17 protein-coding genes and 1 tRNA gene are annotated in these 25,351 nt (G+C 38.6%); 3 read left to right on the top strand and 15 right to left on the bottom strand.

Annotation, left to right across the window (positions count from 1 at the left end):
- Positions 1-42: 42 nt before the first annotated feature.
- From BR73_RS0114855 to BR73_RS27485, 4 genes are all read right to left on the bottom strand, one after another.
- A complete protein-coding gene (locus tag BR73_RS0114855; protein ID WP_033166173.1) occupies positions 43-1,389 on the bottom strand; it encodes an extracellular solute-binding protein in 1,347 nt (448 codons plus the stop codon).
- 631 nt (positions 1,390-2,020) lie between these two features.
- Positions 2,021-3,667, bottom strand: a complete 1,647-nt coding sequence (locus BR73_RS0114850; RefSeq protein WP_033166172.1) for an MFS transporter — start codon at positions 3,665-3,667, stop codon at positions 2,021-2,023.
- Between the two features lie 69 nt (positions 3,668-3,736).
- Positions 3,737-4,297, bottom strand: a complete 561-nt coding sequence (locus BR73_RS0114845; RefSeq protein ID WP_033166171.1) for a TetR/AcrR family transcriptional regulator — start codon at positions 4,295-4,297, stop codon at positions 3,737-3,739.
- Between the two features lie 369 nt (positions 4,298-4,666).
- Positions 4,667-6,082, bottom strand: a complete 1,416-nt coding sequence (locus BR73_RS27485; protein WP_051685216.1) for a hypothetical protein — start codon at positions 6,080-6,082, stop codon at positions 4,667-4,669.
- A gap of 863 nt (positions 6,083-6,945) precedes the next feature.
- On the opposite strand from BR73_RS27485, the gene BR73_RS0114835 reads away from it, so the two are divergent.
- Positions 6,946-7,479 (top strand): tyrosine-type recombinase/integrase, encoded by a 534-nt coding sequence (locus BR73_RS0114835; protein WP_242860681.1) that lies wholly within the window; start codon positions 6,946-6,948, stop codon positions 7,477-7,479.
- Positions 7,480-7,497: 18 nt separating this feature from the next.
- On the opposite strand, the gene BR73_RS28805 is transcribed toward BR73_RS0114835, so the two are convergent.
- From BR73_RS28805 to BR73_RS0114815, 5 genes are all read right to left on the bottom strand, one after another.
- Positions 7,498-7,584: transfer RNA gene (locus tag BR73_RS28805), tRNA-Ser, on the bottom strand.
- A gap of 167 nt (positions 7,585-7,751) precedes the next feature.
- Complete coding sequence (gene holA / locus BR73_RS0114830) at positions 7,752-8,729, bottom strand: DNA polymerase III subunit delta (RefSeq protein ID WP_033166169.1); 978 nt, start codon at positions 8,727-8,729, stop codon at positions 7,752-7,754.
- 340 nt (positions 8,730-9,069) lie between these two features.
- Positions 9,070-11,085, bottom strand: coding sequence for an ABC transporter ATP-binding protein (locus tag BR73_RS0114825; protein ID WP_081848671.1), 2,016 nt, complete (start codon positions 11,083-11,085; stop codon positions 9,070-9,072).
- Positions 11,086-11,180: 95 nt separating this feature from the next.
- Positions 11,181-12,947, bottom strand: coding sequence for an ABC transporter ATP-binding protein (locus tag BR73_RS0114820; RefSeq protein WP_033166168.1), 1,767 nt, complete (start codon positions 12,945-12,947; stop codon positions 11,181-11,183).
- A 231-nt stretch (positions 12,948-13,178) separates the two neighbouring features.
- The gene (locus tag BR73_RS0114815) at positions 13,179-13,754 is read right to left on the bottom strand and encodes a xanthine phosphoribosyltransferase (protein ID WP_033166167.1); all 576 of its coding nucleotides are present in this window, start codon (positions 13,752-13,754) and stop codon (positions 13,179-13,181) included.
- 422 nt (positions 13,755-14,176) lie between these two features.
- Between BR73_RS0114815 and BR73_RS0114810 the strand changes: the two genes are divergently transcribed.
- Positions 14,177-15,847 (top strand): NAD(P)/FAD-dependent oxidoreductase, encoded by a 1,671-nt coding sequence (locus BR73_RS0114810; protein ID WP_033166166.1) that lies wholly within the window; start codon positions 14,177-14,179, stop codon positions 15,845-15,847.
- 106 nt (positions 15,848-15,953) lie between these two features.
- Positions 15,954-16,397, top strand: coding sequence for a hypothetical protein (locus tag BR73_RS28800; protein ID WP_156034725.1), 444 nt, complete (start codon positions 15,954-15,956; stop codon positions 16,395-16,397).
- A 52-nt stretch (positions 16,398-16,449) separates the two neighbouring features.
- Here BR73_RS28800 and BR73_RS0114805 read toward each other — a convergent pair whose 3' ends face one another.
- The 6 genes from BR73_RS0114805 to BR73_RS0114780 all read right to left on the bottom strand — a co-directional run bounded on the left by BR73_RS0114805 (position 16,450) and on the right by BR73_RS0114780 (position 24,914).
- Positions 16,450-17,529 carry an ABC transporter substrate-binding protein gene (locus BR73_RS0114805; RefSeq protein WP_051685215.1) on the bottom strand — a complete coding sequence of 360 codons (1,080 nt, stop codon included), beginning with the start codon at positions 17,527-17,529 and terminating at the stop codon, positions 16,450-16,452.
- A 209-nt stretch (positions 17,530-17,738) separates the two neighbouring features.
- Positions 17,739-18,752: an ABC transporter permease gene (locus BR73_RS0114800; RefSeq protein ID WP_081848670.1), complete on the bottom strand. Its 1,014-nt coding sequence runs from the start codon at positions 18,750-18,752 to the stop codon at positions 17,739-17,741.
- 3 nt (positions 18,753-18,755) lie between these two features.
- Entirely contained in the window at positions 18,756-20,261 is a 1,506-nt protein-coding gene (locus tag BR73_RS0114795; RefSeq protein ID WP_033166165.1) for a sugar ABC transporter ATP-binding protein, read from the bottom strand.
- Between the two features lie 214 nt (positions 20,262-20,475).
- Complete coding sequence (locus BR73_RS0114790; protein WP_033166164.1) at positions 20,476-21,477, bottom strand: substrate-binding domain-containing protein; 1,002 nt, start codon at positions 21,475-21,477, stop codon at positions 20,476-20,478.
- Positions 21,464-23,290, bottom strand: a complete 1,827-nt coding sequence (locus BR73_RS0114785; RefSeq protein ID WP_081848669.1) for a sensor histidine kinase — start codon at positions 23,288-23,290, stop codon at positions 21,464-21,466. Before BR73_RS0114785 ends, BR73_RS0114790 begins: the two co-directional genes overlap by 14 nt.
- Entirely contained in the window at positions 23,283-24,914 is a 1,632-nt protein-coding gene (locus BR73_RS0114780; RefSeq protein WP_033166163.1) for a response regulator, read from the bottom strand. Before BR73_RS0114780 ends, BR73_RS0114785 begins: the two co-directional genes overlap by 8 nt.
- Positions 24,915-25,351 lie beyond the last annotated feature (437 nt).

The raw sequence follows: 25,351 nt of genomic DNA, 5'->3' as shown, positions 1-25,351 counted from the left end.
TTTATATTTGGAAGAGGTAATGTTTCATTCAACCCTCCTGTTCTATTCCTGTACTGTCTGGTTAAACTGTTCTTCTGCTTGTTTTAAGCTGGAATCAATATCCTTACCGTCTAAGATGTCAGGCATTACAGCAAGTAATGCTCCCTGAGCTTCTGCGGAGTATGCTCCGTTGTTAACTGCGGGAATTTCTGCAATCCAGCTGGCAAGAATCTGGTTGATCTTTGTATTTGAGAAGAAAGGATCTTCTTTATCATAAGCCGCTACGGTAGAAGCGGGTAAATAAGTTGCCATGATATTCTTCTGCTCAACTAAAGTATTGTAAAGCTCTGTACTGCCGCCAAATGTCTTAGCAAAGAAATCTGCCGCAACATCAGCATTCTTTCCATCTGCTAATATATACCAGCTGGAACCACCCTGATTGGATTTATTGGTTGCACCATCAATGCTTAACTTAGGAACAGGAGCTACCTTCCATAAACCACTCTGATCTGCTGCTGCCTTAATTGTGGAGGCAATCCAGGAACCACGGATAACGCAGGCCACTTCACCACCGTTAATAGCACCTGCAAAACCGGTCCAGTCACTGGCTACTTTAACAAAATCACTGGCATTAAACTGTTTGAAAATATCGATACATTCCTTTAAAGCAGTGTTATTAACAAAGTTTGCCTTACCTGCATCGTCGGTATACCAGGTACCTGCTGACTGTAGCATAATCTGGAACTCTGAGATATCATTGGGATTATAGGTCTGAAGTAAATGACCTTTCTCTTTCAATTTCTTACCAAGCTCGATATATTCAGCCCAGGTTAAATCCTGCATATCCTCGTCAGTGTATCCGGCTTCCTGAATATAATCGGTACGGTAGAATAATCCGGCAACACCGGTATCAAAAGGCACACCATAACCAACGCCGTCATAAGATACAGCTGATTTCTTATAGCTGGCAAAATCATTGTAATTTATTACATCATCCATTGCCTTGAAAGCTCCGGGATAAGACATCAGATACCCCTGGGCTGCAAGATCACTAATGATGACCACATCAGGAAGGTCTTCTTTTACTCCTGAGGCTAATACCGTATGTATCTTCTGAAGAGCATCAGCTTTTGCCATCTCAACAAAATTTACAGTTGCACCTTCATATAATTCGTCTGCTGCCTGTAAAGCTGCACCATTAAAATTAACATCCCATCCCCATACGGTTATTTCTACTGGTTCGGCTGCAGGAGAATCTGTTGGATCTTCTGTTTTAGGAGCATCTGTTGCTGCATCTTCTGTCTTAGTGTCAACCGGCTTATTTACCTCATTGTTTTTCGTGCTGCATCCTGTAAACACAGAAGCTACTAATGCGGTAGCCAGAAGTAAAGATAATACTTTTCGTTTCATAAACTCCTCCATTATTTAGTTTTACTAAATTAATCTAAATATCATTTAGTTGATATTTATTTGTATTATAATGCAGGCTATAAAACATGTCAATATTTCTATACATATTGCTTATTTTATTCCACATATTCTAATTTAATTATACATTTATCACATTTAAAGTGACTTTTTATTTATACCCAAACTTAATAATTTATTATTTATTTAGTGTAATTTCTAAATTTCTTTACAAAGATTTAGTTTTACATAAAAAAAGCCTATACGCAAATATTTCACAGAAAATGCGACTATAGACATTAAAATGGTAATTTATCATTAATCGAGCAGCAGGGAAGCGTTAATTTCTAAATCTGTTCTCTTATATCACAGCGTAAATTGAAATATAAAAAATATTGACTCTCCACTTACAGGAGGATTGAATCAATTACTCATTCGCGATGTAAAAAAGAGGATTTACCAAAGCTTAAAGTTATAACAGTCAACACCTGGAACAGGCAACACCTGAAAACTAGAGAGATTGACGGAAAGTTTCAACAGCCTTGCCAGGAATAAAAGAGAAAAACAGCCTTTCTATGCAGTCATAGAAAAGGCTGTTTTTACTAATATCAATGCTGGCAGTTTCCTTTGTCCTTTAAATAGTCTTTTTCTTATTTTTAAGTGTAAGTGATATCCCAATCCCAACAGCAGCAATAATGGCAGATGCAATAAACATATGGGTATATCCCTGATTCAAAACACTTTGAAAAGTCTTTTCAAGCTCAGAAGACATCTCACTAATTACAGGTAATACATATGTCTGTGCTTTCTCCGGAAGAAACTGCTTGAAAATATCCGTTAATTGGCTGACGATTGTTGTTACATCAGCATTTTGAAGAGATGCAAAAAGTTTTCCATTGCTGCTTCCTCCGCTGGTACTCATAGCAGGAATCATATCTGCACCGCCAGCTTTCACAAAACCGTCCTTTAAGGTCTGCATCAGTTCAGTTTGAATATTTTTACTGGCATTTATGATAAACCCAATCATAAAACCTGGCGAAATTGTTACTCCGATGGAACGAATCAGGGACATGGTTGCAAGAGCTGTTGCTCCCTCTTCTTCCTTTACCGCACCTAAAATCAGATAATTCAGAGGAGGTCCCATGATAAATCCGACTCCAAATCCCATAAACGCGATACCAATTAATACTGTAATAAATGTTAAGGTCTTTGCCGCAAGCAAGCCTAAGATCAAAGTCCCTGCTACTGTACAGGCAAAGCCCAGAATGAGTACAAGCTTAGCACCCTTTTTATCCAGGAGTTTACCGCTTAGAGGAGATGCCACACCGGAAAATACCGCCAGCAAGGTTACCAGATAACCACCGGAACCCGTTTTTAATTTCAAGGTGTTTTCTGCAAACTGCGGCATATAAACCATTCCCATCATACCAATTCCCACAACAAAGGCAATAATAAAAATAGTTACTATCTCACGGTTCTTAAAGTATTTGATGGACAAAACAGGGTCGGCTGCCCTTTTTTCCACCAGAATAAAAACAGGGATCAATAGAATAAAAGCTATTAGGAACGGAAATACATTTTTTTGCTGTAAACTATCACCAACTGCAAAAAAATCAATATTAGTCAAGGCATATAACAAACTGGCAACAAGGGCAGCTAACAGGAGTGCGCCAAGAATATCCAGTTTATTTTTGACCGCCATCTTAGATTCCTCCATGGCACTTGATAAAAACAGTGTTAAAATACAGATGGGAACGTTAATAAAGAAAATAAAACCCCAGTGGTCCTGTCCGGCGATATCAATAATTGTACTGCCAAGAGTTGGTCCCACAATTGTGGCCACGCCATAAACCGCACCAACCAACCCTAAGGCAGTGCCTCTTTTTTCAGGCGGAAAAGACTGACCGATTACCGTTGTTGCAATAGGCAGAATACCGCCTGCTCCAATAGCCTGAATTACTCTGGCTAAAAGCAAAAAAGTAAAATCACCATAGAAGTTACTAAACCCGCAAAGAGCAGAACCAATACCAAAGACAGCAATACCGAAAATATACATCTTTTTTCTGCCGATAATATCTGATAACTTGGAACTAATAGGCATGGAAACCGCATAAACCAGAGTGTAAATTGTAATCATCCAGGCTCCTACACCTTTTGATACGGAAAAACTGTTCTGAATGATTTCTCTTGCCGGGGATACAATCCCATTATCAATTGCCCCCATGAAAATTCCCAATAAAAATAAAATTAAAATCAATGTGGTATGTTTTTTCTGCACCATACTATGACCCTTTCTGAACATTGTTCATTTAAATACTAAAAAAATTAAGTTTCTCCTATAGTAAGCGCTCTATAGGAGATAACTTTTTAAAATCAATTCAAAAGTTTCATATTTAAATTGTTTCATTTGTGCAATCAACATAAAATTCTGGACAATAAAACTAGCGAGCTCTCTGTCATTGATTTCCTGATTATCTGCACTTCCTTTCTTTTCCTTATGGCTAATTATGGCTTTCTCCAGGATATCAACAAACAAATCAACAACTTCCTGTTTTTGCTTATGATGTTCTTTCGTCATTCCCTTTTCATTGCTGTTTAATTTGAGCCAGGTATCTTTAAAGATATCAATAAAAGACTCTAAAATGGTATAAATTTTCTTAAACTTTGCAAATAACTCACAGTCCTCCTGCTCTACCTGCTGGATTGCAGCAACAAATTCTAACCAGTATTGGTACATCAATTCGGACATTAGAGTATCTTTCGTGGGAAAATAATTATAGATTGTACCGACTGCAATCCCAGACGCTTTTGCTACTTCCCGCATGCTTAACTTTCTATAGCCTTTTGAGAGAATAATTACTTTTGCTTCTTTTAGGATTGTTTCTTTTAAATCATCGTATATCTTTGGCATGTTATCTCCCTTTATGAACTATGTTCATAATAACTCTAATCTATTGATTTTGCAAGAATTTGCGAAGAAATTTTTTTCGCAAATTTTTTTGAAGAAATATTGTATTTAATCCTTTGTCAGATTAATAAAGTTTTAAGCCATCAAATATACAATTCAGACCTTTTTAAAAGGTTTCATAACAGAGACTTTTAGAAAAAGTAATAGAACGTTCTAGTGGCTACACCCCCAAACCTCAGTAAACTAGACAGATAAAGTACTCATGTTTTTCGGCAGGGGATACACCACTAAGGGTCATACCCATCTCCACATTGTCCACCAGACTTAGATGGGATATGAGGTTATAACACTATTTTATTTTATACTTAGTATTTAATAAATGCCAACATTTCCTCTCTTGTCATTATTTGGTTTCCAAATGGATGGATTCATGTACTTTGCATACTTAACTTTTTCTTTATCAATATACATGGAATCACCAATAGTCATAGTATAATCAGGAATACCATCTTTGGTTTCTTTAAAGAATTTCTCGAAGTCATTCTCATCCATCTCTCCTGCAAGGAAATCATTCCAGAAATTTTTATGGCTGGCAAAGGTAAGATTCTCATCTTTGTCAAATCTATTCAGAAAACCCATTACCTCCTGATACTGCGATGCATCTGTGAATTTGATTTCCCACATATTATCTTCTTCTCCATTCGGACCGTATTTTCTGCAAAAGATTCCTTCCTCGGTATAGCAGGTTATGTACCAGGTTTTCTCTTCATTTTTATTTTCGGTAGGATACGTGCATTTACTGGTTTCTGATACCAGATACTCTATGGCAGATTCTGATACTTCATCTGTTTTATCCGTATCCGTTACACTTTTGATATCTGCTATCGTACTTATATCCGACTTACTCTCTGCCAACTCTTTCTTTGCCTCGTTTTCTTTCTCAATCACAGAACGAATTGCCTCTTGAATGGAATCAAATTTCTCCAAAAGCTTATCCCATTCTTTCTCCGTATAGGTCTGTCCACCAATCTGATAAGTCGGCTCTGTATCACCATTTTGAATTTTTATATATATCTCATTGATTTTAACATGGAGTTTTTGCATCATTTCTTCTCTTGTAAGCGGCTTATTATCAGATGAGTCCTCTTCCGTTGAATCTGTAATGGTAGAATTTTCACTGTCCGCTATATCTACTGTCGTTTTAAATTGATGGAACATGGCAAGCAATTTATTTCCATCCTGATACTGATTATAAGCTCCGGCAGAAAGGTAATTATCCATCATTTTAGTCACAATACCTTCCCAGTTAAACTTTGTATTAACAAATGAATCTGTTCCATTAAGTCCACTGCAATATCCATTATCCTGTGCATTCAGGCTAAAATATTTTAGTTTTTGATAGGAGCCAAAGGTTCCACCGTCACTGATTCCTTTATCATCCGCATAGCTGCACAATGCAAACATCTCAAGCTGAGATGCATTTCTTGGGTCAACATCATTAATATGGACATTATAAGAAACTATTTTTCCTCCATAATTGGATGTCACCTGTACAATCGGGTCGTCCTCTGTAGATTCTGCCGCATACTGTGCACGCATTCCATATGTAATATTGTAGCCTTCCTCCGGTATCATAGTAAGACCTAATATTTTGCTATCATTATTTTCTTCGGTCAATTCGGATGCCGAAGAAATATTTCCATAAAAATTATCTACGGTTGTTTGTCTTGTTTTCTGATAGAAGCTACTCTGATATGAATAGCCTGTTTCTACTCCTGCAATAGCCATAACTCATTACTCCTTTCCGCAGTTCTTCTGTCAGTCAGAACTGCCCGCTTTCCAGAAAAGGTCCAAGCGGTCATATTTTTTCTTTTCTGAATATATATATCAAACTATCTAACGCATACGCATCACCTCCTCAAAATGCATAAAAATAAAATGGACAGAAAACTAATTTAAAAAAGTTCGCTGTCCATAGCTTCTCTATTCATCCATATATTATATATCGGCATCTGTCTCTCTTTACTTTAATGCCATAGTATGTTTTACAGATATCAACTGTTTTCTAGCTTTTGGAATTTGTATACCTATTTTTAGGTTCTAATAGTTCTAATACATGGCCGCGATAGATTTTGCTCCTACAATCCTGCTGCAAAGGTCGTCTAACAGTTTTATATAACAGACGATATTCCAGAAGTAAATAGCATATCTATCAAGTTATCTGGTAATTCTTTTATATTTTCCGGCAATGTTCTGTTAAAATAGCTGAAATTGAGGTTATGTCTCCAATTACTTGTTCAATGTGAAATTTATTCATTTTAGTGTTTGCCATTCTTATACTTAATACTGCTATCATATTTCCGGTTTTATTAAATGCGGTGGAGGTTCACGCCTATGGCGGCTATTTAACGACAAATTCATGTCTTCCAGATGAAATATCCGAAAAGATGAATATGGTGGAAGCTTTGAAAACAGAAAGCATTTCCTAAATGAAATCATTGACGGAATACAATCAGAATTAGGTAAGAGCTTTCCTTTAATTGTAAAATACACACCATGCCATTTTCTTCCTGTAGAATACGGCTACCGTGGAATGGAAGAAGGAATTCGGATAGCAAAATGGTTGGAAACGAAAGGAGTACATGCCCTTTATGAAACAATGGTTGTTAGAAAAAAAAGCGGAACAAGAACAGAATCGTAAGTTATGTGGACGTTCCTACAACAAGAAATACATAGAGTATTTATGTGTAGACAGTATGGGAGACCTTATAAAACCAAACTATATTTCAACTACATTTCCGAAAATCCTGAAGCAGAACAACTTAAGACATATCCGTTTTCATGATTTACGTCATACCTGCGCAGCACTATTGGCTGCAAGCGGAGTTAGAATTGAAGACATCATGGCTTGGCTTGGACATAGCGATATTAAAATTACTTCGGACTTCTATCTCCATCTGGAGTTTACTTCAAAGCTATCCTCAGCCAAATCTTTGGTTCAGACCTTTCAGCCGCAAATTATACAGCAGCCAGTTTCACCTGAGTCTTCTCAGGAAGAACAAATCGTTCAATTGCAACAACAGATTCAACGCCTACAGCTTCAATTACAAATGAATGGTATGCAGCCAATCATTGGAATGCCCGTTTTATCAGGTCAGGAAATGTTAAAAGCTGTCAACGTATAATTGACAGCTTTTAACTAACGGAGAGTTAGGGGTTCGAACCCTAGAGACCTTTTAAGGTCTATGGCTTTTCGAGAGCCACACCTTCAACCACTCGGACAACTCTCCATATATTTCATACTACTATTCTATTCATTTTTCTTGATTTGTCAAGCCACGGAAAATGGACGGAACAGCAGGACGGAACAACTATAAATTAAGTTTTTAAAAAAATGATTAATAAATTAAGTTTTTAAAAAAATGATTAAGCATAAATCTTTCAATGCATTTAATAATTATGCAGCACTGAATTTAACAATAATCAATTCTACAGCGATGGTATCTTGCATTCTTCCGGTTTTCACCTGTTCTTCTGTATCAATACAGGAGGTTAAAGCCTCTTTAAGAGTCTTCTCTGTATAATTACGGCATTGACTTACATATTTCGTGATTGTAAAAGGCATTAATCCTGTCTTTTCTGCAATCCTGTTATTCTGAAAGCCTAGAGCCAATAAGCTCTTGACCTGTAACAGTATATTGAACTGCCTGGATATAAGATACATGATGGACATTGGTTTTTCTTTTAGTGCCAACAGATCATAATAAAGCTCCAGTGCCTGTTTCTGCTTCTTATTACCAATTGCCTCGACCATCTGAAAGATCTTTCCGGATATTTGTGCGGTGCATACCTCTTCGATATCCTGAATGGTTATAATCTCTCTCTCACCGGAATAACAGACAAGTTTTTCTATCTCATTGCTGATGTTGTCCATGTCTGTACCGGTCTTACTTAGAAGATATAATATGCTCTCTTCTGTAATCTTCTTTTGATCCTGCTTAAGCAAAGAAGCAATCCACAGCTTAAGATTGGCTTCATCCATGGCATTCATTTCTGAAATGGTTCCGTTATCTTTTACTGCTTTATACAAACGATTTCTTTTGTCAACCTCTGCTTCTACAAATATAATGTGTGTGGTTTCAGGTATTTGCTTTATATAATCCGCCAAATCATTCTGACTTTTAAATAAACCACTGTTTTCAATTATTATCAGACGTTTATCATTGAAAAAAGGAAGAGTCTCTGCTGCCTCCTTCACTTTCACCGTATCTACTCCTTTTCCTTCAAAATATGAGTAGTTCATATCATCCTCGCCAGGTAATATTGCTGTTTTCAACTTATCCTTATAGAGGCGCTTCAGATAATTCTCCGTACCGTATAAGAGATAAACCGGTTTAAATTGTGAAAGTCTGATATGTTCTTTAATATTCTTCATATTGCACCTATGCTTTTCGCAACCCAATTCAAGCACTACTCATGTAGAAAGAAATGACTGCCTGTTAAAATAACAATTTAAGTAGTTTGCTGACATCTGGGTATCCATCTGTCATAAAACTGCTTCATGTTTTGGTTATTGACAACCTAATATATTTTACTAAGAATTGCCGTTATTGGCAAGAACTATTTTATTGTTTGTGGTAAATAATATAAATTTTATAATCCTTTCTACAGAGTGTTCCACTTAATAGTACCAAGCATCCGGAACTATACTCCATAGCACACAAGTTTTTCATTTAACCAATAGGTTGAAAAATTGAATCGCTTAATATCTTCCATTAGACAAACTGGGAAGAATACATCTGATAATAATAGCCTCTGGTCTCCATTAATTCACCGTGTTTTCCCTGTTCTACCACATTTCCATCATTGACGACTAATATCAGATCAGCATTTTTAATCGTGGACAGTCTATGGGCTATGACAAAGCAGGTTTTATCCTCCATAAGCTTTCGCATGGCTGCCTGTATCTGAATCTCCGTTCTGGTATCTACGTTTGAAGTAGCTTCATCCAGAATTAGTATCTTTGAATCCATCAGCATGGCTCTGGCAATGGTTAGGAGCTGTTTTTGCCCTTTGGACATATTAATTCCATCTTCGTCCAGAATTGTATCATACCCAGCCGGCAGTTTCTTTATATAAGAGTGTATCTTTGCTGCTTTGGCCGCTTCTATTACTTCTTCCCTTGTGGCATTTTCTTTACCATAAGCTATATTCTCAAATACGGTACCATGGAATACCCAGGTATCCTGCAATACCATGGAATAAGCTTTACGCAGGCTCTGCCTGGATACGTCTCTGATATTTTGTCCGTCTATGGTTATATCACCGCTGTTAATATCATAAAACCGCATTAAGAGGTTTATTATTGTTGTTTTTCCCGCGCCGGTTGGTCCAACAATTGCTATGAGATTACCTTCCTTCGCCTCCATATTCAGTTTCTTTAATATAATCCTGTCTTTCATGTAACCAAAGGTAACATCTTTTAGGATGACTTTACCCTTCTCTACATTCAGTTCACTTGCTCCCAATCTGTCCGCTTTTTCTGATTCTTCGTCAAGAATTTTAAAGACTCTTTCTGCTGCAGCGGCAGCAGATTGAAGTTCACTGACAATATTAGCAGCTTCATTAATAGGACCTGAGAACTTTCTTGAATACAGAATGAAAGAGGATATACTTCCCAGACTTAAATGTCCCAGTAAGAATAACACTGCTCCAAAAACCGTTACAAGAGATAAGGATAAATTATTAATAAAATTTACGGTGGGACCAACTATGCTACTGTAGTAGTCCGCATTAAAATATGCCTCAACAGCTTCATCATTGATGTGGTCAAATTTATCCTGTACTACTTCTTCTCTGGCATATGCTCTTATTGTCTTCTGTCCGGATACCATCTCTTCTACAAAACCGTTCAGGTTTCCAAGTTTCTCTGAACGGGTGCTGTACAGAGGCCGAACTTTTCCTGACATGTAACGGGTATACCAAATAGATAAAGGAATGGTCACCAACATAACAAGTACCATAACAGGAGATATCATAATCATCATAATAAGAGAACCGATTACAGTTATTACACTGGCCATTATCTGTACTACATCTGTAGATAGAGACGTACTAATGACATCTATATCATAGGATATACGGCTGATAATATCTCCTGCCTGCTTGGTATCATAATAATTAACAGGAAGTTCTGTCAGCTTGGCAAAAACATCGTCTCTCATTCTTTTCGTAACCTTTTGGCTGATACGCAGCATTAGAATACTTAAAAGATAAGAGAAAAAGACTGAGATGATATAGAGCAGCATCATTAAACTACAATAGTAGAACACCTTCTCAAAGATTACTTTTCCTTTTCCGGGTTCAATTGCATCAATTGCATAACCAGAAAGCATCGGTCCGATAAGTGCCAGTATATTTCCTGTGATAGTCAGAAGCAATGCCAGTACTATCCGCCGCTTTTCCTGTATCAGATATTTGCTGAGTCGTTTTACTACTTTCTTTGCATCTCTTGGTTTCGCTTTATTTTCCTGGTCTTTTTCATTTTGCTTATAGGATCTTTCTGTATCATTTTGTAACTTTAAGTTATTTTTAGAATCGGTTTCACCGGATTCTGTTAATTTATTTAATTTACCTTCTGCATCCAGCTTTCCTTCTGCTTCTGGTTTTCCTTCTGCTTCCAGTATTCCTTTTGCTTCCAGCTTTCCTTCCACTTCCGGCTTCCCTTTCTTCCACTTCAAGTTCCTTCTTGAACTGGGAGAATCATCCTCTTTGTTTTTCTTCACAGACATATTTCCTCGCATTCCGCTGCAGTTTATTGCAGCTTAAAAACTATGAAAGAAGCTTAAAATACTCCCAGGCTTATAAAGCTCCGACAGATTTGGCATCATTCTCCCATTTGTGACTGATATATCTCATTGTATACAGGGCAATTCAACAGAAGTTCTTCATGGTTTCCATAACCAATCATTCTGCCCTCTTCCATAACAATTATATGGTCCATATTCATAATAGAACTGATTCTCTGGGCTATCATAATAGTTGTGGTGTTCTGATAATTCTCTCGCAGCGCAGTTCTGAGTGCCGCATCGGTTTTATAGTCTAAGGCACTGGAGGAATCATCAAGCACCAGAATTTCCGGACTGGCAGCAAGCGCTCTTGCAATGAGCAGTCTTTGTTTCTGACCGCCGCTCAGGTTAGCACCTTTTACTGCCGCTTCGTAATCAAAACCTTTCTTCTCGCCACTTACCAGCTGGTTAATAAATTCCGCTGCCTGTGCATCTTCTGCGGCTTCCTTTAATCTGCCAACAGATATACCGCGGTTAAAGTCAATATTTCCTCCAATGGTATCAGCAAATATCATATCATTTTGAAATACCACACCAAATTTGCTTCTCAAGTCCTGCAGGGAATAGCTTTTAACATTTTTACCCTTTATGTAGATACCACCTTTATCTGTATCATAAAAGCGTAACAATAAATTTATCAAGGTTGTTTTACCGGAACCAGTTGCTCCAATAATACCCAGAGATTCACCTGTCTTAATACTGAAATCAATGTTTTCTACATTAATAGAATCGTCATCTTCTGCCTCTTCCTCTCTTCTTTGAGGATAGGTAAAGGTAACTCCCCTGAAGGAAACATGTATATTTTCAGCTTCTGAAGTCCCATATGCTTCTTTTTCTGTCAGCGCTTCTTCAGGCTTCAGTTCTTCTCTAGCATTTAAAACTTCAAATATTCTGTCAGCAGAAGCATTTGCCTTTGAAATGCCTACAAAAATTCTGGTAATCATAAGCATTGCATTCAGAATCATTGTGAAGTAGGACAGAAAAGCTACAATCTTACCAACCTCAGAGGCACCGCTGTTTACCCTGTAAGCACCTGCTATTATAACGAGGGTCAGACCACCATTAAGCAGCAGGTTCATAACGGGATTAATCACTGCCATCGTTGCTCCTGCCTTAAATTCATTGGCAGCTACCTGGTCATTTGCCCTGTGAAATCTCTCTTTTTCATATCCTGATTTGGAAAGTGCTTTGATAACACGTATTCCGTTAACATTCTCTCTTACTACCCGCACCATTCTATCCGCTGCACTCTGGCTTTTGGAATAAAGAGGGATTCCCTTTTTGGAAACCACATATACACAGAAGGCCAGCAAAGGTAGAATTCCTACAAGTATCAGCGTTAGTACCGGTTCCAATGTAAAGGTCAGAATCATACCTCCCACAAGGATAATCGGTGCTCTGACACCTAGCCTTTGCATCATACCGACCATCTGATGAATATTGTAGGTATCTGAAGTCATTCTGGATACCAGGGACGGAATCGATAAATAATCCACCTGTGAACCGGAAAGCTGCTGTATTTTAAGGAACAAATCATGTCTTAATTTCTTTACGGTATCTCCGGCAACTCTGGACGCCATACGATTAGCTGTTATATTAAATTGTCTTGCACCTACCGACAGGAGAAGCATTAAGACGCCCCATAGCAGAATATATTTTACTTCTTTTAAAGGAATGACCTCATCAATAATATAGGCCAGCACCCAGGGAAGTCCCAAATCCATAAAAGTACCTGCAACTTTTATGATAAACCCCATAAGCATTCGCAGCCCATAAGGTTTTAAATATGTAATGATATGCTTCATACTATCCCCCTTTCGTGATCAGGTTAACTACCCTTCACGCCCTGGCGTGTTCAAATAAAAAGTGGATTGCTTTCTTCTTTCCGCACTAATATCAATGCTTATCGCAATTGAAGGTACGGTACTTCCCAAATAAGAAGTGTGAACTGTCCACCACTATTTTGCTCCTGGACTAGAAAGGCGCACAAAAAATCCGCCCCTTTTCAAAGCGGATTATATGTATCCTTTAAGTAATTAACGAAATTCTATTGTGCCGTTTTCTGCATCCATACTTTCAATGATAGCCAAAGATTCAAGTCTTACACCCATACTACGAATCATATCTCCACCATTTTGGAAGCCCTTTTCTATTACTATTCCGATGCCTTCTACCGTTGCTCCTGCACTGCGTACAATATCTATCAACCCTGCAAGTGCACAACCGTTAGCCAGGAAATCATCAATAATTAGAACTCTGTCTTCGGGACTTATGAATTTTTTAGAAACAATAACATCGTAGGTTTTCTTATGAGTAAAAGATTCGATTTTCGTTGAATATACATCACCATCGATATTTATGCTCTGGGCTTTCTTTGCAAATACTACAGGTGCGTTGAAATATTGTGCGGTTATACAGGCAATACCGATACCGGATGCCTCTATGGTAAGTATTTTATTTATGGAGTATTCTGAGAAGATTCGTTTAAACTCTTTTCCGATTTCATTGAATAGCTCAATATCCATCTGATGATTCAAAAAATTATCCACTTTAAGTACATTTCCGCTCTTTACGTTGCCGTCTGATATAATTCTGTCCTGTAATAATTTCATTTTCTTTTGCCTTTCTATTTCATCCCGTGTTTTTTTGCTCTTGAAAGCGCTTTTTAATAATTATACAGGATTGTAAAAGGGATTACAATTATTTTTCAGGTATTTTATAATTTTTTTACACCTATGCTATTACAGTAATAATTTACGCTTATAAATCCTTCTGTAAAATATATTGTTATTTAATTACATTTCAATTTGTGTACCTCTACTTAGATAATTCCCATGGATTCCCTGCCAAAAGGTACATACCGGTGTGGCTTGCTTCGGATCAGCTCTATAGCGTTATTCCCTTACCAAAATAAGGTATTTCAATAATAACCTCTATTTTATGAAATAAGCAGCCATAACAGAACGAATATCCAGAATATTTCCATCCTATAGGCAATACATTAAAGTAACATAATTTATACAGGTGTAAAAAGATGACAAACATTCATACTTTTATGAACCCTACCGACACCCAGAGGTATCAGATGCTATCAAATTCCTTGAAAGGGGCAGGGAGATCCGAAGATCTGTACAATATAATTGAACTGTTAAATCCACCGCCTGACATTAATACCTACATAGAACCCGGTGGGTTAAAGAAAGTCAGGATAGGTATAATTGGTGCAGGACTTGCTGGTCTGGCAGCTGCCTTTGAGCTTCGTAAGACCGGAGCAGACATTACGGTTTTTGAAGCTAATGAAGAACGTATAGGCGGCAGAGTCTATACCTATTATTTTGACAGAAGCAGAAACTATTATGGAGAGTTCGGTGCTATGCGAATACCAGTCTCTCATGGTACTACCTGGCATTATATTAACCTCTTTAATCTAATGACAGTTCCCTCCTCCCAGGGAATGCCTAATAATTTCATTTATGTCCATAATACCAGAACCCGCAAAGATCCCGAGGGGGCAAATATTATGGAGTATCTTTATCCTCTGTATAATCTTACACCTGCCGAAAGAAATACTCCCTGGAATCAGTTGAATGATTACGCATTTTCCAGTCTGTTAAAGGAACTCTCTCCCGATACCAGAAAAGAACTTCTTCAGATATTACCGTACTATTCTCCTCAAATTCTTCCCTATATCAATCAAAGTGTCCGGCAGATTCTTGAGGATCTCGGTTTGAGTCAGGATGCAATAACCCTTCTTGCCAGTGTAAATTCACTGACAGGTGACACTCTTGCGGCAAACTATTTCGAAACGCTCAGTGAAGAATATTCCATGGATTATGCCAACGTCTATCGTATCTCCGGAGGAATGGAATATCTCCCCTATGCTTTTTATAACTCTTTAACGAATCTCACTCCTGATGAGTATACCATTAGTAAAGAGGATCTTGGAAACTGCCAGGTTAATATGGGGTATTACGTTAATGGAATATATCAGCTGGAAGACAATAAGGTTTTACTGAGATACAATACCCCAGGTTTAAGAAATCAGACCGAAGAATTTGATTACATCATTTGCGCCATCCCTTTTTCTCTGCTTAGAACCTTTGATATAAAACCCTTCTTTACCAATCAGAAGATGCAGGCTATCAGAGAATTGAACTATTATAATTCCTTAAAAGCCTCTTTTTTAAGCAAAAGACGTTTTTGGGAAGAAGATACTGATTACGGAAGAATGAACGGAGGTTTTTCTGCTACTGATCTGCCCATCCGAACTATCTTTTACCCTACGGACCATCTTGCCTGTTTAGAGGAATGGGGCTGTACACCAAACGAACCGGGAGTATTTACTGCTTCGTATAACATAGGACTGGATGCTGTTCGAGTTGGTGCTTTCCCTGAAGAGCAGCGGTTTTCCTATATTAAGAGAAATGTAGAAGAAGTTCATGGTCTCCCGGAAGATTATTTAAACAGATTGATTACGGGACACAAAACGGTTAATTGGAATGAAGAGCCTTTTGCCAAAGGTGCTTTTGCTACCAATCTCCCAGGCCAACTGCTTAATTTCGGTTATGATATGCTGTTACCGGAATATAACAACCGTGTATTCTTTGCCGGTGAGCACACCTCTTCCAAACACGGCTGGATGCAGGGTGCACTCTACAGCGGAATGTTTGCTGCAAATTGCCTGGCTTATAATTCCTACCAATAAATTAATTATTAATTGTAAACTCAAACCTGTTTTAATATGCTTCTATTGCTGTAACAAACAAGTACTTTCCGTAATATATTGTAACAAACCAGTATCGAGGTCCCGGATGTTACATTCTAATCAATTGGAGGCTCTCTGCCCTATCGGCGCTTATCCTCCCGGCAATCTAAGTGAATCAACGAATGAGATTGGTCAGGCATACAATCTGCTTGAAATACAGCAGATTGTATATCAATACGGTGCTTTGTTATCTGTAATCCCTTCCGGTCAGTTAATACCGCAGCCACCGCCTGCTCCAACGGTAAATTCGGACAATGCCCCTGACACACCTTCGCCCTCCGCTAATTGCTTACTGGAGCACTGGTCCATTATCAGTTTGATACCATCTTCTCCTTATTACCAGGGGCCTCGTCAATTTTACTTCTTTCTTACAGGGGCAAGTATTTTTGGCATGTCAGGGTTTTTATATATCACTCAACTGCCTACTCAATTCCCTGTTTATGTATTTATTCCATTATCCAATATTTCAGGAATCAATTGCTACACTTAGTTGTAAGCAGCAAAAAACATAGAGGACCAAAGCCCTCTATGCTAATCCTATGTTATTCATACAGACAGGGTGCAATCTCTGCGCTGTCCATGTTTTCAGCATTATACCACTGGCATCCGGTATCCACATCTTCTACCTTCTCACCTTTGGCTGCTGCTACTGCAAGTTTCACGGCATTGTAACCGATGGATACGGGATCCTGTGTTACAGAACCATAAAACACACCAGACTTTACGGCATCCAGCTGCAAAGCACCGGAGTCAAAACCAACGGCAATCACTTTATCTGCTCCCAGCTTGTTCATGCCTTCATTGGCATTAATAATACATTTCGCTGCAAACTCATTGGAGCCATAGATACCGATTAAATCCTCTTTATTCAGAAGTGTTAGGGCTTCTGTCTTACCAGCATTGTCAGTAACTTCAGTAGGTATTCTAATTTCAATAACAACCTTTGCTCCTTCAACTTTACGGCTGTATTTGTCATGACCTTCAACAGAGGATTTATCTTCACCAATGAGGGCAGACATTTTTTCTGCAAAACCTGCAGTTCTTTGTGTTATAGACTCGGAATTAGCTTCCTGAGCTACTACACCGATGCGTACTGTTTCTGCCGGGTCTGTTACTTTATCCTTAATGGCTTCATACATTTTTTCGGCAGCAAGTTCTCCTGCCTTATAGTTATCCGTTGCAGCATTAGCAGCAACTGCGCCTTCCGGAGCACCGGGAACACCGGAATCAAATCCGATGATAGGTATCTTTTTGGATTGTGCATTTGCTATGGAATCAATTGCTGCGCTGGTATCAAGTGCTGCCAGACATATTGCGCTGGGATTTTTGTTTATGGCATTGTTCAGCTGTTCAACCTGTGCTGCAATAGCTCCTTCTCCTTCAGGTCCTACAAAGTTTGTTGTAACACCGAATTCTGCGGCTGCTTTTTCCGTTCCTTTTAATACTGCCTGCCAGAAATCATGCTGGAAACCCTTTGCAACAATTTCTACTGTCATTTTTCCGCCGGAAGCTTCTGTTCCTCCGCTGGTCTGGGAAGTGTTTTCTTTACTGCATCCCGTTAATAAGGTACCCATTAGAAACACTGCTGCAATCCCCATTGCTGCTACCCTTTTTAAGTACATAAAATATCCTCCTTATATGTGGCTATTTATTATTATCTCCGGGTATGTATGCTCCTAATAGCACTTTCCCAGGAGGTAAGTAATCCTGATACTCTTTTATCCTTGCTTCTGCTCTTAATACTCTGCAATTCATGTAAGTCATAGTTTTCTATCTTTTGGTTTTAGCCTGCTTTTCACACCGTCAGAGGCGGACTATAGTATGAATAACACTATCTGGTCTTTTTCTTTATTCGGTTGCGAACATCTGCATATACAGCTATTATTAATACGATACCGGTTATAAACAGCTGATAGTGAGGCTGTAATCCGATAAAGGGAAGTCCAACCTTGAGCACGCTCATAATAAATACACCGATCAATGTTCCTGCAACAGAACCAACACCACCTGCCAGTGAGGTTCCGCCGATTACAACACCTGCAATGGCATCCAGTTCAAAGCCATTACCTGTTCCCGGCTGTACGGTTGAATAAATAGCTACATAAGATACTGCTGCAATTCCCGCAAAGGTACCACTGATTACATAGGCAATGGTCTCCCACTTCATGATGTTTACACCGGATAATCTGGTAGCTTCTTTGTTACTGCCCAGAGCCAGTATGTATCGACCTGTTTTTGTTTTCGTAAGTATTACAGCCATGATTACAGCTGCTCCTATAAGTAACAGAAAACCTGAAGGGAATCCAGTTTCAAGACCTCCTATGGGTCCGGTACGGAATAAGGATTTATACCAGCCGTCTTCATTGGTTCTTAGCGGAAAGGTAATACTCTTTGTACCTGTTATGATAGAGCCAAGGCCTCTGGTTACCATCATGGTACCAAGGGTTGCAATAAAAGCCGGAAGCTTTAAGACAGATACCATGAGACCGTTAACCAATCCGAAAGCTGCTCCAATTAATACAATGGCGATTAAGGCCAAAGGAAGAGGCAGGCCAAGCTCATAAAGAACTCCTCCCATTAAGGCTGAACATACCATTACCGTACCGATGGACAGATCAATACCACCGGTTATGATGACAAATGTAACACCGATTGCCAGAAAACCTATATAATATGAAGAATCGAAGATACTGATCAATGTATTGGAGCTTCGAAAGGGCTGGCTGAATATGGCGAAAAAGATATATATTACTATTAAAGCAAGTACTGCAATTAATTTCTGTGTTCCTATATGTTTAATGATAGATTTAAAGGAATTGATTTCTTTTTTCTCTGTTGGTTTCATAATTTACTGATTCCTTTCTTTTCTTAAAGTTGCAGCATGCATAATTTTCTCCTGGCTGGCCTCTTCTATCATGAACTCTCCGGCTATTCTTCCTTCACACATAACCAGTATACGATCGCTCATACGGAGGATTTCAGGTAATTCAGAGGAGATCATTATAATGGATTTACCCTGATTTACCAGATTGTTCATGAGCGCATAGATTTCGCTTTTGGCTCCTACATCAATTCCTCTGGTCGGTTCATCAAAGATAAGTATTTCACTGTCTTTTAGCAGCCATTTGGCTATTACCACCTTTTGCTGGTTACCCCCTGAAAGATTAACTACCAGCTGTTCCACGGAAGGTGTTTTCGTCTTAAGCATTTCTACATACTTTTGAGCATCCTTTCGGATTCTTCTGTCATGAATAAACTGTCCGGAACAGTATTTCTCCAGTGCTGCCATAACAGAATTATCTGCAACCGTCTTTTCTACAATAATTCCGTATCGTTTACGGTCCTCTGATAAATATCCGATTCCGGCTTTTACTGCATCACAGGGATTATTAATAGTAACTTTCTGTCCCTTTATGTAGATTTCTCCGCTGTCTATTGGGTCTGCTCCAAATAATGCCCTTGCGGTTTCCGTTCTTCCTGAGCCCATAAGACCGGCAATACCAAGTATTTCACCTTTTCTTAACGAAAAGCTTACGTCCCGTACCATTTTACCGGCATTCAGGTTCTTCACCTTAAGTACCACAGGTGCATCATTAGCTACATTGCTGGTTTCTTTGGGGTCTTCATAGATAACCCTGCCTACCATCCGGCTTATGATATCATCTTTCGTACACTTATCTGAAATCAGGGTGTCTACATACTCACCATCTCTCATAATGGTTACCCGGTCGGTTATTTGCTTGATTTCATCCATTCGATGTGATATATATACAATCCCAAGACCTTTTTCCCTTAATTCCCTGATGATCTTAAAGAGTTCTGTTATCTCTGTATCTGTCAGGGCGGCTGTAGGCTCATCAAAGACAATGACTTTGGACTCTGCTGAAATCGCTTTTGCTATTTCTACCATCTGCTGTTTTCCTACGGTGAGATTCCCCATAGTCTCCTTGGGATTAATGGAAATATTTAATTTCTCAAAAAGTATCTGCGCCTGTCTGTTATTTTCTTTATCATCAATAAATCTGCCTTTGGTATTTTCTTTGCCAATGAACAGGTTCTGAGCAACGGTAAGATGGTTCATCATATTAAGCTCCTGATGAACGATTACAATACCAGCATCCTGTGCTTCTTTCGGATTCTTAAATTCTATCTCCCTGCCCTCGAACCTGACAATTCCAGCATCCTTTGCGTGGATTCCTGTCAGAATCTTCATCAGGGTTGATTTCCCAGCGCCATTCTCACCCATAAGTGCATGAACCTCTCCTGCCCGGACTTCGAGGTTCGCTCCTCTTAAAGCGCTGACGCCGGAAAAGGCTTTATCGATTCTTTCCATGGAAATTAATACTTTCTCCATACATTCACCTTCCAATATGCTTTCTGTTCTTTTGTTTTTGCTTCTGTAAGCACATTATATTTTCTTTCCGGGAACATTTTAATAGAGAATTCTATATAAAAAGGTTAAAATCTTACTTTCCTAAGATTTTAACCTTTTTATACTATTGATATTATTCATTTTTTTAGAAACTGTACGAAATAACTCTGCGTCCTAAAGAGAGAATTATGAGTAATTAATCAAAAGGGAATAACAGCTTTTGATTTAAGCTGGTATACATATTATCTTTTGTGATTAAAGTGGAACCGGAATCTATAACCCTGTCTGTCTTTTCACCTTTTATAAGCTTAATCGCACTTTCCACACCAAGGTATCCCATATTGAAGGATTTCTGAATTACAATCGCTTCATATATTCCTTCCTCCAGATATTTTATCTGTTCGGTAGCATTATCAAAACCAATGACTTTGATTGATTTCTCCAGTCCCATTTCTTTAATAGCTGCTCCGGCTCCGACTGATGCATACTGGTTCAAACCAGCAATTACTGATATATCAGGATGCTTCTTAACCATTTCCTTTGTTAGTTCCTTGGCCTTTTCCGTGTCGGAATCGCAGTAAGTTATCTCTGCAATCTTATCTTTGTCATCTGTAAGTCCCATTCTTATGCCGTTTTCACGGTCAATGGCTGTGGAGGTTCCTTTTACATGACTGATAATCCCTATTTCCTTACCATCTTTTAACAGCCGCTTCATCAGGGCACCCATACGGATTCCAGCTTTATAATTATCCGTTGCTATCACTGCGTCAGCAAAATCCCCCTGGACAGTTGAGTCTATGAGCACAAGCCTTATATTGTTAGCAATCACTGCTTTGGCAGAATCAACGGTTTTGATATAATCGGCTGCAGCCAGGACAATGGCTCCGGGTTTTCTATTAATCGCTTCTTCGATTAATTGGTTCTGGGTGCTGTAATCATCCTCCTTCTCAGCTCCCCAGATAACAATCTGCGCATTGTATTCCATTGCAGCTAAGTTAGCCCCCTCCATAACAGACTGCCAGAAACCATTATTCTCATCAAGACTCTTAACAATACAGATAATTTCCATCGGCTTTTCTTTGTGCAGCATTATCTTGTAAAGAAAGATTCCGCTACACAGAAACAGTATTATCAAAGCAATTATCCGAGGGTATTGAAAGAACTTTTTCTTCTTATTCGTTATTTCAAAACTCTTCATCCGGTACACCCCCCTCCACTTTCGGCAGATAAATGCTTACAGTAGTACCGATACCGGGAGTACTTTCATACTGTAAGCCGTATTTCTCACCATAATAAAGCTTCAACCTGCGATTAACATTTTCCACGGCTACTCCGTTACTCTTACCGGACTTATCCTTTTTATCAAATATGTGCTTTAAGGTATCTTCCTCCATACCGATTCCATTATCAATAACCTGTAAAAGGATACCATCCATGGTTTCTTCTCCACGTATTATTACCGTTCCTTTTGTTTCCCTGTATTTAATGCCATGATAAATGGCATTCTCCACCAGGGGCTGAAGAATTAACTTTACCATGCGGCAGGAGTATATCATCGGATCAACCTCGATTTCAAAGGATAGTTGATCTCTGTAACGCATTTTCTGGATGATAAGATAACTTCTGGCATAATCCACTTCATTCTCTATGGTGACAAATTCCACTTCATTACTGATACTCTGCCGCAGCAGCTTAGCAAGGGTTGCCGTCATTATTACCACTTCTTTATTATTTCCTCCCTCCCCCATCCATACGATAGAATCCAGGGTATTATATAGGAAGTGAGGATTTATCTGGGCCTGTAAGGCTCTGAGCTCCAGCTTATACTTTTCCTTCTGGCTTCTGCTCTTATCCTTCATAAGGTTCTGGAGCTCATCGGTCATGGCATAGAAGGACTTATGAAGCATTCCAATCTCTCCGTCCCCCCAATCCTTTCGAGGCACTTTATCAAAGCTTCCTTTTTCTACTTCCTTCATGGAATTCCTTAAATCCGTGATTGGTCTTGTCAGCTTATTTGAGAAAAGTACTGCTATTATAAGAGCTCCCAATAGTAACATCAGAGCGCTTTCCAGATAAATACTCTGGGTGGCCTGTCTGCCTGGAAACAATTCATTAATATTTGCCACTCCCACTACAGTCCACCCGGTCTTTTCAGAAGTAGACATGGTATAGAGCTTTTCTTCACCTTCTACAGTTGTTATGAAGTGATCTTTTTTGCAGGTGAGGATTTCTCCGATTTTTTCTTTTCTAAGCCCGGTATAAATAAGCTGCTGCTTCGGATGATAGATAATCTCTCCCTGACTGTCAATAAGGAAGATATATCCTTTGTTTCCCATTTTAATATTCTGGCAAAGCTTTGTAATAGAACTGTAATTCAGATCTACCAGCAGTGCACCGAGAATCTTTCCGGTTTCTTTTGTGCGGATTGCTTTACTTAAGGTTACAACCCATTTGTAATCATCAGAAATAACATTTTGAACATGGGAAGAGGATAATACACGTCTGCCATTGCCTTCTATGGCTTTCTTATACCAGGTCATTTCCTTGATGTCCACATTGCGGTTGAGCATTTGGGTACCATGATTTAAGGCAAATTTATCATTTTCACCGTAGACAACAATGTTATAAATATCTTCTCTCATACTAAGGATCGTTTCAAATTGTGACAGCATCCTGGAATATAATTCTGTATCCTTTTCACTATAGGGTGCTGTCGACAGATACTCCCTTACATCCATATTAGTCACCAGCAAGGTTGAGATATTTTCCATGTAGCTGATATAGGCATCAATATCTGCATTCACCTGTCCGATTACTTGTTTTGTATATTCTGTGGAATTCTCAATAACTGCCTTTCTGGTAACATTCAAAGAGATTCCAAGAAACAAAAACACCGCACACAGAATCAGCAGGGAAAATAAGAATATCATATTCATCCGGATACTCTTAAAGGGCTGCAGCAATCTGCCAAACCTTTTCCCAAGCAGTGCTTCTGTGTCAGGCTTAAACATGTAGTCTTCCTTCCTTTCTTGCGTACTCCTTCGGTGTCAGGCCGGTAATCTTTTTAAAGGTTATGGCAAAGTAATGGGGATCTGCATAACCTGCCTTCTCTGCAATTTCATATACCTTCAGTGTAGTATTGGAAAGGAGCTCCCTGGCAGCTTTCATTCTCCGCTTGGTTAAGGCTTCGATAAACGTTTCACCGGTGTAGCGTTTAAAAATGGTACTGAAATAACTCATGCTGATTGCAAGATCACTGCACATGGACTGCAGGGTTAAGTCTTCATCCATATAATGTTCTTCAATATATTCTACCGCAATAATCGCCTGCTTCTTGCTGAAGCTATCCCTTTGTTCTGCTAAAATCTCTCCGATATAATAACAATACTCACAAAGGAGCTTCTCCACCTCCTCAAGGGTTTTCATGGTGTACAAAAGTCTTAAAAGATTATTCTGCCGTTCGGTAATTTCCTCGTCGGTAAGATTCAAACTGTCCACCAGATTATTCAGAGCCACCATAATGTTCTGCACGCAGATATATATCCTGGCAGAAGACAGAACCAGTTTTCGCAATCTGGATACAATCTCTTTCAGGCTTTCAGCAATTTCAGCTTTACTGTTCAGCTTAACTGCCAGAGTAAGTTTTCTGATATCATCACTAATTTCAATATTTCTGACCTGATCCATTTCTACAAAATCTTTGATAAAAAGTACTCTGTCCTGCCCATATAGAAATCGATATTCCAGTGCATTCACTGCTCCTTCGTAGGATTTATGTACCTTATAAAGCAGATTGACGGGACTACCGATTCCCAGTGTTACCCCTAACCCAAAATACTCCTTCATCATCCCTTTACTGTCATCATATACTTTTTGCAGCTTCTCCAATAGGAATACTTCTGAAATGCCTGACATAAGAAGGGTCGTATTGTTCTGCAAATCCTGAAATACCAGTAGTTTATCGTCTGCAGAAGTCATCTCTTCCAATATATTGAAAAGAATAAATTCCGGCAGATCCCCGGCAGCTTCCGGCATAGAGTTAAGAAAGTCTTCCGTATGCTCTGCTACCATAAGGGCAATCATATAGCATTCACCGCTGATATCCCGGTGCAGCTCCCTTAGCTTCTCATGGAGTTTCTCCTCCGGCTGTTGTTTATGCATCCCCTTGACCAGTTGGTTTAAATATCTGGAACGTAATATTGGAAGATTCTTCTGATAAGAATCCGTAAGTTTGTGAAGACTCTCTTTCTTCTTTCGTTCTTCACTGATTGTTTCTTTTACTCTTAAGAGAATCTCATTTAACTCAGCTACCGTAACAGGCTTAAGTACATATTCTACCACCTGGTACTTAACCGCCGTCTTTGCATATTCAAATTCATTATATCCGCTTAATATAATCGTCCTGGTATCTGTATGCTTTTCGTAGATATATCTGGCAAGCTCCAGTCCGTCAACAAAAGGCATGCAGATATCCGTTATTACCAATTCAACCTTATGTATTGCTAGAAATTCCATTGCTTCCTTGCCATTCTTACAGGTTCCAGCCAAATGATACCCAAGCTCTTCCCATTTCATGTTGGTACTTATGGCGTCACGAACCAAAGCCTCATCATCCACCAGTAATACTTCAAACATAATAAACCTCCAAAATCTTTCCCCGTTGTAATATTTCTAATACCAGTCTCCATTATTACCTTATAACACTTTTAGGCATTCTTCAATAAAAATGTAGAGAAATCCATACAGATTACCGAAAATTATGTTCATAACGTTGCTTTTCTTTGTTTTTCCTTCTGATTATTTATAATATTTGCCATATGCTTATACGCAAAAACAAAATTCAACAGGCTTTATTGCCTAAAACCTTTTTTCAAAACCAAACCCTTATTTAAGAATTTAGTATTTTCATATTACCCAACCACTTTTATTTTATAAGTGGTAGCAAAAAAAAGAGGGACTTGTTTTCCCTCCTTTTAGCAATTTCCTCGCATTATACTTTTAAAAATATGTTACCAATCATTCGTTATATGTTCATAAAAATTACAGTTACCTGTAATCGTAAAGCCATGTAT

Source organism: Clostridium sp. KNHs205 (assembly GCF_000702945.1).
In the GTDB taxonomy this organism is placed as follows: Bacteria; Bacillota; Clostridia; order Lachnospirales; family Lachnospiraceae; genus Anaerocolumna.
The sequence above is the reverse complement of the archived record's forward strand: the minus strand, read 5'-3'. Positions and strand labels throughout refer to the sequence as shown.